Source organism: Pedobacter sp. KLB.chiD, assembly GCF_047040275.1.
Taxonomy (GTDB): domain Bacteria; phylum Bacteroidota; class Bacteroidia; order Sphingobacteriales; family Sphingobacteriaceae; genus Pedobacter.
The window spans coordinates 3,091,836-3,104,361 of record NZ_CP178207.1 but is presented as its reverse complement, the minus strand read 5'-3'; the positions used below and the strand labels follow the sequence as shown (position 1 = coordinate 3,104,361).

General features: G+C 38.8%; 8 protein-coding genes. 3 read left to right on the top strand and 5 right to left on the bottom strand.

The window, feature by feature from the left end; all coding sequences use genetic code 11:
• Positions 1-2: 2 nt before the first annotated feature.
• The 3 genes from ACK1I8_RS12735 to ACK1I8_RS12725 all read left to right on the top strand — a co-directional run bounded on the left by ACK1I8_RS12735 (position 3) and on the right by ACK1I8_RS12725 (position 5,040).
• On the top strand, positions 3-872 hold the full coding sequence (locus ACK1I8_RS12735) for a PorP/SprF family type IX secretion system membrane protein (RefSeq protein ID WP_412465750.1): 870 nt from the start codon (positions 3-5) through the stop codon (positions 870-872).
• A gap of 935 nt (positions 873-1,807) precedes the next feature.
• Positions 1,808-4,357 carry an ATP-dependent Clp protease ATP-binding subunit gene (locus ACK1I8_RS12730; RefSeq protein ID WP_412465749.1) on the top strand — a complete coding sequence of 850 codons (2,550 nt, stop codon included), beginning with the start codon at positions 1,808-1,810 and terminating at the stop codon, positions 4,355-4,357.
• 158 nt (positions 4,358-4,515) lie between these two features.
• Positions 4,516-5,040, top strand: a complete 525-nt coding sequence (locus tag ACK1I8_RS12725) for a CAP domain-containing protein (protein ID WP_412465748.1) — start codon at positions 4,516-4,518, stop codon at positions 5,038-5,040.
• Between the two features lie 291 nt (positions 5,041-5,331).
• On the opposite strand, the gene ACK1I8_RS12720 is transcribed toward ACK1I8_RS12725, so the two are convergent.
• From ACK1I8_RS12720 to recN, 5 genes are all read right to left on the bottom strand, one after another.
• Complete coding sequence (locus ACK1I8_RS12720; RefSeq protein ID WP_412465747.1) at positions 5,332-6,207, bottom strand: ATP-grasp domain-containing protein; 876 nt, start codon at positions 6,205-6,207, stop codon at positions 5,332-5,334.
• A gap of 193 nt (positions 6,208-6,400) precedes the next feature.
• Positions 6,401-7,468 carry a PA0069 family radical SAM protein gene (locus ACK1I8_RS12715; RefSeq protein ID WP_412465746.1) on the bottom strand — a complete coding sequence of 356 codons (1,068 nt, stop codon included), beginning with the start codon at positions 7,466-7,468 and terminating at the stop codon, positions 6,401-6,403.
• A 62-nt stretch (positions 7,469-7,530) separates the two neighbouring features.
• Positions 7,531-8,772, bottom strand: a complete 1,242-nt coding sequence (locus ACK1I8_RS12710) for a carboxypeptidase-like regulatory domain-containing protein (protein ID WP_412465745.1) — start codon at positions 8,770-8,772, stop codon at positions 7,531-7,533.
• Between the two features lie 501 nt (positions 8,773-9,273).
• Complete coding sequence (locus ACK1I8_RS12705; RefSeq protein WP_412465744.1) at positions 9,274-10,509, bottom strand: carboxypeptidase-like regulatory domain-containing protein; 1,236 nt, start codon at positions 10,507-10,509, stop codon at positions 9,274-9,276.
• A gap of 358 nt (positions 10,510-10,867) precedes the next feature.
• Complete coding sequence (recN, locus tag ACK1I8_RS12700) at positions 10,868-12,520, bottom strand: DNA repair protein RecN (RefSeq protein WP_412465743.1); 1,653 nt, start codon at positions 12,518-12,520, stop codon at positions 10,868-10,870.
• Positions 12,521-12,526 lie beyond the last annotated feature (6 nt).

The window sequence follows — 12,526 nt, the reverse complement described above, 5'->3', positions numbered from 1 at the left end:
AAATGAAAAGGATAAAAACAACAATTTTGATACTGGCTGCTCTTATCGGTGTTTCGAAGGTAAATGCGCAGACCAATCCATTGTTAAACCAGTATTTTAACAACACCTATCTTGCTAATCCGGCCATGGCCGGATTAACAGAAGGTGCAACTGCAGACCTCACTTTCCGTTCGCAATGGAACAATGTTCCCGGAGCCCCGATGGTACAAAACCTGAGCGCCACTTATGGATGGGAAAGAGTAGGGGTAGGACTAAACATGAATCTGGACAAAGCTGGCTTGCAAAGGCAAACAAGGATTCTGGCAAGTTACGCCTATCATCTGCCACTTAACGGATCTGCAAAATTACATTTTGGTTTATCTGCGGGCTTTATGAATCAGCGGATTGATATGCAGGATCTTATAGGTAATCCAAATGATGCACAGGTTGGCGTTTATAATACCGACCATCGAACCTATTTTGATGGTGATTTTGGAGTTGGATTAACTTCACAGCGCTTTAGTGTAGATTTTGCATTGGTGAATCTTAAAAATTATTTCAACAGGGATAACTTAAAATTAATCAATACGCCAGCTGTATATGCATCAGCTGGCTACAAATTTGATATTGGAGAAAGCTTGTTTCAGCCTAAGGTAGCCTATCGTTCTTTTACGGGGATTGCTGATATTGTGGATATCGGCGGTCAACTCGGAGTTGCCAATCAGCAGTTATTATTTACAGGCATGTATCATACCAGTAAGGCCGCAAGTTTTGGTGTCGGGTTACATTACAAGAAAAAGTACATGATTAATACCGCATATACCACACAAACCGGTAACTTAAGCGGTTACACAGCGGGTAATTTCGAAATTAACCTCGGTATCAATTGGTAGTATAGTCATTATCCCGATAAATAATGATGACCTTACATTAAAACGGCCACAGCTAAATCCTGTGGCCGTTTTAATGTTATTATCGTATTCCGGCAAAGCCCAAAGCTGACATGATGTTGCGAACCGGTGCTAATTTGTTCTTTAGTTGGTTTTAATTCTATGGAATACTCACCACTAACCCTGTTCAATAAACCCGACAGAGCGGGTAGCCCACAGCGCAGCAAGGACTACGAGCGATGGCGGGGCTGCCACAGCCATGAAAAACAGACCTTTCGTTTCCAGATAAAAAGGCTCTGCTATTAATACCTTTTTCGAATGATACTTCGCTGTGTCCAGGGTGACAATGCTTATTTATTGTATCAAAAAAATCTTAATTCGATACATATTAGCGTTTTATCCAAATGAAACCTTCAGGATTGAAAACTCCTTATTAATGATTTACCCGGGCTTTCATTTATGAAGATGATTTTCGCTATAAATAAAACAAAAACAACCTAATTGCAGTTAACTTCGTATGAAGATTATAATGTTCAGGTTCGGCTGGTGTCTGCCGCTGTATGATAAAATTATTAAATGATGTCATGTTCTTTTTGTTTTTCTGTCAAAACTTGTAAATTGCTTAAGCAAAACGATACATATTGTCAGTTTCTAGTGGCTAAAAAATCCTTACAATAAACCGACAATATCATGTCAGCAGTTGGATGTTTTTGGTAAATGTCCCTTTAAAACCTTTAGAACACTTATTACGTAGATAGATATAATCAAAATAATATTTATCAGAATAATAATCTTACATTGAATTTTGGGTTCTCTGGCATTTAAATGCCTTTTTATCCAACCATATGGCGCAATTGTTGATAAAATAAAGAAAACAGTACGTTCGTTTTTATAAAGTTATTTTATAGTTTAGGGACGTAGCTGTTAAGAAAGGTATTATGGAAGCAAAATTTTCACCACAGGTTAAAGATGTGATCTCTTTTAGTAGGGAGGAAGCGCTCCGCTTAGGACACGATTACATCGGAACCGAGCATTTATTATTGGGCCTCATCCGCGAAGGGGATGGCATGGCTATAAAAATTTTACGATCGTTAGGAGTTGATACCGGTAAATTGCGCCGCTCAATTGAAGATGCTGTTCGCGGTACTTCGAGTGTTACAGTAAACCTGGGTAATATTCCATTAACTAAACAAGCAGAAAAAGTTTTAAAAATTACTTACTTAGAAGCTAAAATATTTAAAAGCGATTTAATTGGCACCGAACATTTGCTCTTATCGGTTTTGAGAGATGATGATAACATCGCCTCACAGATCTTATTGCAATATGGCATTACTTATGATGTTTTTAAACAGGAGGTTGAAGTGAATAAAAACGGTTTCAGAGATGATATCTCTAACAGCGCTTCTACAGGAGGCGATGATGATTATCGCGAAGAGGAAAGCTTTAGCACACCTAAAAAAGTATCGGATATAAAATCTAAGACACCTGTTCTGGATAACTTTGGTCGCGATTTAACAAAAGCTGCAGAAGAGGGCCGTTTAGATCCGATTGTTGGCCGAGAGAAAGAAATTGAGCGCGTATCGCAGATTTTATCCCGTAGAAAAAAGAACAATCCAATTTTAATTGGAGAGCCGGGTGTGGGTAAATCCGCGATTGCGGAAGGCCTTGCCTTACGTATTGTCCAACGTAAAGTTTCGCGTGTACTATTTGGTAAACGTGTAGTTACCCTAGATTTGGCATCGCTGGTGGCCGGTACCAAATACCGCGGGCAGTTCGAAGAACGTATGAAGGCCGTGATGAACGAGCTTGAAAAATCAACTGATGTAATTTTATTTATTGATGAGATCCACACGATAGTTGGTGCCGGTGGTGCATCTGGTTCATTAGATGCATCCAATATGTTCAAACCTGCTTTGGCCAGGGGCGAAATTCAATGTATCGGTGCTACAACATTAGATGAATACCGTCAATACATCGAGAAAGATGGTGCTTTAGACCGTCGTTTTCAAAAAGTAATGGTTGAACCGGCTACACCAGAAGAAACTGTTGAAATTTTAACACGTATTAAAGATAAATACGAAGAACACCATGGGGTAACCTATACAGAAGAAGCTATCTTAGCCTGTGTGAATTTAACCTCGCGTTATATTTCTGATCGTTTCTTACCGGATAAAGCTATTGATGCTTTAGATGAGGCAGGTTCGCGTGTTCACTTAACCAACATCCATGTTCCTCAAAACATTATTGATATCGAGGCCAAAATTGAAGATATCAAATTAGAGAAAAACAAGGTAGTACGTAGCCAGAAGTATGAAGAAGCTGCAAAATTGCGCGATACAGAGAAAAATTTAATTGAAGAATTAGATAAAGCTAAAGCGGAATGGGAAGCGGAAACCAAAACGAAACGTTACGAAGTATCTGAAGACAATGTAGCTGAGGTGGTTTCAATGATGACCGGTATTCCGGTGCAACGTGTGGGACAAACTGACAGTGCAAAACTGTTGAATATGTACGATAAAGTGGCCGAGAAAATTATCGGTCAGAACGATGCGATCAAAAAATTGACCAAAGCCATCCAACGTACCAGGGCGGGATTAAAAGATCCTAAAAAGCCAATAGGTTCCTTTATTTTCCTGGGTCCAACTGGTGTAGGTAAAACAGAACTGGCAAAAGAATTGGCCCGTTTCATGTTCGATAGTGATGATGCTCTGATTCAGATCGATATGAGTGAGTACATGGAGAAATTTGCTGTTTCGCGTTTAGTAGGAGCGCCTCCCGGATACGTAGGTTATGAAGAGGGTGGACAATTAACTGAAAAAGTAAGAAGAAAGCCATACTCCGTAATTTTATTGGATGAGATTGAAAAAGCACACCCTGATGTATTTAATATCTTATTACAAGTTCTGGATGAGGGACAGCTAACAGATAGTTTGGGTCGTAAAGTTGATTTTAGAAATACAATCATCATCATGACCTCTAATATTGGTGCCCGTCAGCTCAAAGATTTTGGTCAAGGTGTTGGTTTCTCTACAACCGCGAAAACAAACCAGGCCGATTCTCATAGTCGAGGTGTAATAGAAAGTGCATTAAAACGTGCTTTTGCCCCTGAATTCCTGAATCGTGTTGATGATGTAGTGGTATTCAATAGTTTAGGTAAAGACGAAATCTTTAGAATTATTGATATTGAGTTAAAAGCTTTGTTTGGTCGTGTCCATACACTTGGTTATGAAATTGTATTAACCGATCACGCAAAAGAATATATTGCTGACAAAGGTTTTGATAGTAATTTTGGAGCTCGTCCGTTAAAAAGAGCAATTCAGAAATATTTAGAAGATCCGATTGCCGAAGAGATTCTTAAAGGCGAACTGGCAGAAGGTGATGTTCTGGAAATTGATTATGATAAAACTACCGAACTGGTATCGATTAATCATAAAAAAGGCGAAAAGAAAAAAGAAGAGCCCAAGCAAGAAGAAGATTCTTCGAAGTAAATAAACAAAAAACTCCCAATGAAAATCGGGAGTTTTTTGTTTATAATATCTGGCTAAAGCTTAGTTATTTTTTTAAGTAGGAAAAAAATATGATATAGGCATAATGATTTTTTTTTTATAAATAAAAATCATTGTATCTTTCCTAAAACAACTATAAAATGAAGTCTATCATCTTTCCATTAATGTGCATGGCGCTATGCTGCGCAATATCCTGTAAGAAAGGATCTGATCCAGGTACAACAGATACCACATCCAACAGCTTTAAAATAGAAATGTCTACTGCAACAAACATCAATAACGATGTGCTTTTAAAACTGGTTAATGATACCCGTTTAGCCGGATGTAATTGTGGTACCACTAAAATGCCGCCTGTGGGTGCATTAACCTGGAATGCCAATCTGGCCTCGGCTGCAGTATATCAAAGTAAATACATGGCATCGATCAAAAGTATGGTACACACTTCTGCCAACGGTGAAACAGTGGGAGCAAGGGTTACTGCTACCGGCTACAGCTGGACAAGTGTTGGTGAGAATATCGCCGTAGGGCAAACGACAGAAGCACAGGTTTTTAACGATTGGATAAACAGCGAAAGCCATTGTAAAAACATGATGACAGCATCTTTTAAAGAAATGGGCGCAGCTAAAACAGATGGTTACTGGGCGCAGGTTTTTGCATCGAAATAATTTATAACCGGAGGTCGTTATCCCGGGCGAAGTTTAACGCAGTTGAGGCTGTCTAAAAAATAAAACCAGACAGCCTTCTTAGGGTTTAATTTGACAGAATGCCAAAAATGGCCAAATCCTAATGTAAAAAGGGTGATTTTCAAAAACTGAAAATTACCCTTTTTGGTATTCTTAAAAATTTGACTTAAATTTTATTTTGCACTATTTTAAAAAAGGGATTTTTGAGACCGCCTCCATTTCGTTATTTTAATTTTAAGCTGAAATAACGCACTTTTTTTTATTTTCCATTGTTTATATCAACTCTTTTAATGCCTTATAATACCGATCATAACTTTCTGTTGCTGTATTCAAAAACAGAAAAGGTTCTATGAGTTCTAACTCCATCAGTAAAAATTCACCGTTTGCAAAAGTACCATCAACACGGGCATAAAGACAGTTTTTGGCAAATAGATCAATGTATTGCTGTGCAGTAGCAATCAGTTCGTGATCAGGGTTTTGAGGATGTACCGATCCACCGTGTGCAGGTTGCACCCTGAAATCGCCCGCTTTGGCTTTTTTAATAAGCGAATGGCTATAAGTTCCATTAAAGAAAATGAATGACCATTCTCCGCTTTCCAAAATTTCAGGCAAAAATGGTTGAATGATAAAATCCTCTTCCTGTAGTAGTTGATTTAACTTAGGGGCCAGGGCATCAACATCATTAATGGTTACCCTGAAGGTATTTTTTGCACCACCACTAATACAAGGTTTTACAATTAACCTATTGGTGTTAAATTTCTCAAAGTAGTGTTTAAGCGTTAGGCGGTCTTGCTTGTTGATAAAAATGCTGGGTATAATTTTTAAGCCGGCGGTTTCGATCTCTTTCAGATAGCGTTTATCAGAATTCCACCTCACCACATCAATTGGATTAAGTAATTTTACTTTCTTGGTTTCTAAAAGATCCAGCCAGGTGTAAAAATCTTCAATCAGGTCAAAATAGTCCCATGGCGATTTCAAAATCGCTATTGAGTATTCCTCCCAATTAATATATGTATCATTCCAGATTACTTTTTCAATATTGAGTCCTTTTTCTTTCAGGAAGTTTAACAGCTTATCATCTTCACTTTCAACTGTGATACTGTCATAAGCACCTTGGTCAAGGTAGGTAATCAATGCGATCTTCTTCATGATGTTAAAACTAAGTTTTATAGCGGAAGTTTACAAACTGGTATTTATAAAGAATTTCATACGCTGTTTTGTGCTGTAGTGGACTATAAATCCACACCTCAAAGACTCCAATTGCAACCGGAACCAATAAATTTGAGAGGACCGTGATGATAAAACCACGGTCCCGAGCGTCAGGGATTTCTCTCCCCGAATGTTAAAACAGACTCACCTGGTTGCTCGGTATTTTGAACAAGGTGTGGTCTAAAATAATATCTTTTACATTAAGGCCATTTAAACGGCAATGTAGTCTGAAGTTATCCCTGATCATCTGCGAAATATTGCCGTCACCGCGCATGCGGTCGCCAAACCGGCTGTCATTTACATGGCCACCATGGCAACTCTGTATCGAATGCCATACTTTTTCAAAGCGGTCAGGGAAATTTTTTCGCAACCAATCTTCAAAGATCTGACCGATGGCCCCATTGAGCCTTACTACCGTGTAACCTGCTTTAATGGCACCAGCATTGGCTACAGCTTTTAGAATCTTTGGAATTTCATGGTCGCTTAAACCTGGAACAAGAGGGGCAACCATAACACCCATAGGAATTCCATCTTTACTGAGTTCTTCCACCACCTTTAACCGTTGTTTAGCCGTTGTGGTGCGCGGTTCCATTACCTGCCGCAAATTTTCATTTAAACTGTTAATGGAAACATAAACCATACAGAGGTTTAACCTGGCCATCTCTTTCAGAATATCCCTATCGCGAAGGATAAGTGAATTTTTGGTAATCATCCCGATAGGCTGTTTGTAGGCCAATGCAATTTCAAGCAACTGGCGGGTGAGCTTAAATTTTCGTTCGGCAGGCTGGTAGCAATCGGTATTGCCCGAAAGGGAAATGGTAGTAGCATCCCAGCCTTTTTTCTCCAGGAATTTTTTAAAGAGTGTTGGTGCATCTTTTTTGATGATAATTTTCCGCTCAAACTCTATTCCGGCACTATAGCCCCAATACTGATGCGAATTACGGGCATAACAATACGTACAACCGTGTTCACAACCTTGGTAGGGGTTTAAAGAATAGGCCATGCCCACGTCCGGACTATCAACTTTATTTACAATGGTTTTTGAATTTTCGAAGATAAAAGAAGTTTTGCGATCACTTTCTTCCCAATCGTCTATTCCTTCATTATGTTCCTTTACATAAACATCTTTTAAAAATTTGTTATGTGGATTAACTTGAGCACCTCTACCCTTAAAATACTGTTTTTCTGCTTCGCCGATCATAGCATAAAATTACTAATATTTTTAGTAATTTTATGCTTAAGCCAAAGCTAACTTTTCAACAATTACCTGTTGCTTTTGGAGAGTGGAACGTAATCCATTGGTACCATATCGGCCACTTTCTCATAAGCCCAGTAACCTTCGTATAGCAACGATCGGGAATCGTAGATGCCACCATTTTCATAAAACCGCACACCCTCGCCAGTTAAATTCGCTACAGAAATTTCATTTTCCGGCACGTCCAAAGGCCTGAAAATCCAGAAACCTGTTTTAGAATAGGCAAGCGATTCCTTTTCTTTGGTATACTGAATCAAAAGTGCATCGGTATAGCTCAAGTATTTCAGATTCTGATTATAGTGATGCACCAAAGTATCGGTCAGTACTTCAGCCCTCGAAAATTGATCAATGGTTTTGGGCATTTCCTGCTGTTTCGTCCAGAAGGCAAGTAAGGCTGTGTCTATTTTACCTTTCGTTTGTCTGATACCTGTTTTTTCCGGTATGGCTTTGATCTTTTCCATATTGGCATTTATCACATATTGCGGATAACGGTTAGGGTTAGGTATTTTGATCATTTTATTGATGATAAAACCTTCTTCCTGTGTTTTATTGGCATAAAGTGAACGGAAAAAATGCTGCGACGAACCATAGTAGGCCACCTCCCTCGCGGCAATATATTTTTTCTTTTTAGCAGCAGAAGCTTTTAATTCTTCAAAAAAGGGGTGGCCAGAATAAAATATGATGTGCGTGCGGGAATTATACTCAAAATGATCAAGCATATATTTGAGGCGATAGCCCAGTGCTTTATTTTCTACGATTAAAAATTCTGTAGTAGAAACGGTTAAAGTACTTTTGGTAACATCAAAATCTACATTTAAAACCTGCGGATTTAATATCTTGCACTGTGTTGCATTTGGTGTTTTACCAATAAAAAACTCCTTAAACTGGTTAATGTATTTCTGCCGGTTTGGATCGGCCCTGACCACTACTTCATCAAGCTGGGCAACATTCTCTTTTAAAACCAGTTCTACCTGAACTGATTTATCGGAAATAATCACACTTTTAGCATAGGGGAGGTAACCAACAAGCTGCACAAGCAGGTCGTAACTGCCCGGTTTTAGGTTTGAAAGTTTAAATCTTCCATCGTTATCGGCAACTGTTGCAATTTTATATCCGCTCAGGTAAATACTCGCACCAGGCAATCCCTCTTTTTGATCCCTAACCAAACCACTAATAGAGAAAGTATTTTGAGCAATGACATTAGTACCTGCCATAATTAGCATAAAGGCTACTAAAAGGCTTTTAATCATGGAGACGAATGTAATCAAAACGCATAATATTTATTAAAAAAGCTAAGAACTTTTAACAGATTTAACATTAGTTCGGGCATGTCATCCTGAGCGAAGCGAGGGATCTTTAATATAATTATTAAGATGGCCTTGGTTAGTAAGAGACATTTTGTGGAAACGAAAGCTCCGTTTCCTATGGCTGCAGCAGTCCCGCCATCGCTTGTTCCTCGTTGCGCTGCGCTCTACTGTGGACTAGCCGCTCTGCCGGGTTTATTTAACCAGGATTGGTGCCAACAGCAGGGTTCGAAAAACCTTGATCGTATTACAGGCACTGCCAGCTAAACCCGACCATAGTGAAAAACCCACAGCCCAAAGCATGAGGGCGAGGATTTGTAACGGAGGGCGGGGATGCTGTAACCCAATAGATTGTGTACCTGCTTTCCAAAAAAAAAAGAAAAATTTTGCTTTTCAGTAGCTTTTAGCGAGACGTTAAGACCAGCTAACGAAAAACGACGGTATATTCTACTTTTTCACATCAGCCGATGGTAAATAATCCATAGGTACGCTATCTGCAATTTTTTCCCAGGCCCAATAGCCGGCATAAAGCATAGCGCGTGGATTATAGATCCCGCCATTGGCATAGAAATATACTGGTGCTATTTGCAGGGTAATGGTCGATATTTGGTAGTCGGGCATATCTAAAGGCCTGCTGATGGATAAACCTATCCGGTTGGCAAATAATGGATCCTCTTTTTCTTTGGTGTAAATAATGTATAGTTTATCGGTAAAGTTTATGCTTTTGATATCCTGATTTTTAAAATGCACCAAGGTATCTGGTAAAATTGGACTACGGCTTAAAATGGAAATGCCATCAGGGAGGTTTTTCTTTCTGAACCAATAGCTGAGAGAATCTCCATGATTAAGATTTATCGTTTTTCGTAATAAACCCTCCTGCACTTTTGTTAAACGTTTAATATTGGCCCTGATGATACTGTCAGATGGTTTGTCGCGATTTGGCTGGGTAATTAATTTGTTGATGATAAAGCCTTCTTCTATTGCCGTACCCTTGTAGAGTGCGTTAAAAAAGTGCTGTGATGAACCCAGATAGGCAGTTAAACGTTTCTTTGCCCAGATCTTTTTTTTCCGGGCCGATCCTTGCAGATCTTCATAATACGGAAAGCCTTCATAATAGATGATGTTGGTTCGGCTACTATACTCAAAATTGTTGACTAAATATTTTATCCGGTATCCGAGTGCCTGGTTCTCAATAATTAAAAACTGATCTGTTTTTACGGTAAGTTTTGCCTGCTCCTTATCGTAATCTATCAGTAACACATTTGGGTTAATCATTTTACATTGTTCAGCATTTGGCGTTGTACCAATAAAAAAATCTTTAAACATGGCAATATAATGGGGCCTGTCTGGATCTGGTTTAATGGTAACTTCGTTTAATTGGGTAATACTTTCTTCCAAAACGAGATCAAGTTTTATCGCCTTATCAGAAATAATAATATTTTTATTTAGCGCCTTATAGCCGATTAGCTGTACTAAAATATCATAATTGCCAGGTTTAAGCGACAGGGCATAATGGCCGTTATGATTGGAAGCAGTTGCAATTTTATAACCACTTACGTATACGCCAGCGCCAGGTAAAGCTTCACCACGTTTATCCTTAACTGTACCCGAAAGCATATAATTTTGTTGTGCGAAACAAATTTTACCAACCAATAGTAATAATAAAATTGGTAAGGATTTCATTTCGTAAATATAAACTAATTATTTAGTTTATTAAGCGTGCAAATGAAATATTATATTAAAAAAGCCTACATCGTCAGATTAGACACTCTGCAACTACGCTCCATTGATGTTATTCAGTAAGAAGCTTCGTCATCTACACTGAAGCGTATTGGAATGAGAAATCTATCTGGTATGAAAGACCCTGAAACGAGTTCAGGGTGACGAATACTGGATAGGTTTAGAATGACAAAGCAGGTTTGCTTTGCTGCGCAATATCTATCTTATCGCCGTGGTCTGTGTCTTCACAGACGACCACTAAATTTATCATTCTTGATATGAAAAGGTCTGTGGGGGCACAAACCTTGGCATTGGTAGGAGACTAAGCCAATAACTCCTTTGCATTTTCGATAGCCGATGCACCTGGATTTTTACCACTTAACATTTCGGCAATTACTTCAATACGCTCTTCTTGTTTAAGTTTCCGGATGCCGGTAGTAGTTTTCCCGCCGTTTTCATGTTTATGAACAAAATAGTGAGATCTGCCTTTTGCTGCAATTTGTGGTAAGTGTGTAATCGAGATGACCTGCATGTTCTGTCCTAAATCTGAAATTACCTCTCCAACTTTCAGGGCGGTCTCTCCGGATATTCCGGTATCGATCTCATCGAAAATTATGGTCGGCAGGGATGTATGTTTGGCCAGTAATGCTTTTATGGCCAACATTAAGCGCGATAACTCACCTCCTGATGCTACCTTATTCACTGGCGCGGGCGGCTGACCCGCATTGGCTGTAAAAAGGAGATTTATTTCATCCAAACCATCTTTATTTAGCTCGCTTAATACTTTTTGATGTAAAACCAGTTTTGCATTTGGCATTCCCACTCTTTTTAAGGTGATGCTGGTTTGTTCTTCTACTATTTTGATCGCTTTTTTGCGGTTGGCACTTAATTGTTCGGCCTGTTGATGTAAAGTTTTTTGAAGCTGATCTATTTCTCTCTGTAGATTTTCGATATGCTCATCAGAAGATAAAAGTTTGTTCAGGTTTTCTTCCAATTGTTTTTGAAGTGCCAATAATTCGATATTATTAGTTACCCGATGTTTCTGCTGCAATGAATAAAAAAGATCCAGCCTTTGATTGACCAGTTCCAAACGATCGGCACTGTGTATGGTGTTTTCTTCTATGCCAGATACCTCATCGGTGATATCTTTTATTTCTATAATGGATGAGCGTAACCGTTCGTAGAGCACGTTAATAGCAGGATCGAATTTTTCGATACTTTGTAATTGTAACGAAGCTTCTTTTAAAATCTGCAGGGCAGAAGGCTCACTTTCGTTAATTAAACCCGACGTGGTGAGTAATGCTCTTTTGATGGTTTCGGCATGGGTTAATCTTTCCAACTCCTGTTCTAAATCTTCCTGCTCGCCATCCTGTAGTTTTGCCTGCTTCAGCTCGTTAAACAGAAACTGTTCATAATCCTGTTTATTCCTGGCTTCATCAGCATCAGCTACCAGTTTCTTTAACAGGCTGGTATCATTTTTGAGCTTTTTAAATCCGCGGTGGTAGTCTGTCAATAAGGATTTATGGCTTGCCAGTGCATCTACAATTAAGAGTTGAAAATCGGCATCATTAATTTCCTGTGTAGCATGCTGTGAGTGGATATCGATCAGCTTTTCGCCAATTTGCTTTAGAATGGATAAATTTACAGGTGTATCGTTAATGAAAGATCTTGTTTTGCCATCTATTGATATTTCTCGCCTTAAGATGCTTTCGTTTGAGAAATCGAGATCATTTTCTTCAAAAAGTCCTTTTAGCTTTTCATCTGCCAATGTAAAATTACCTTCAATAACGCATTTTTTATCCTGGTTAAAAAAGTACTTGCTTTCTGCCCGCTGACCTAAAATTAGCGACAATGCACCAAGTATGATCGATTTACCAGCGCCAGTTTCACCTGTAATAATATTCAAGCCTTTATCAAATTCGATATCCAGACTATCAATTAATGCGTAATTACGTATAGAAAGTTTTTGTAGCATACTAAG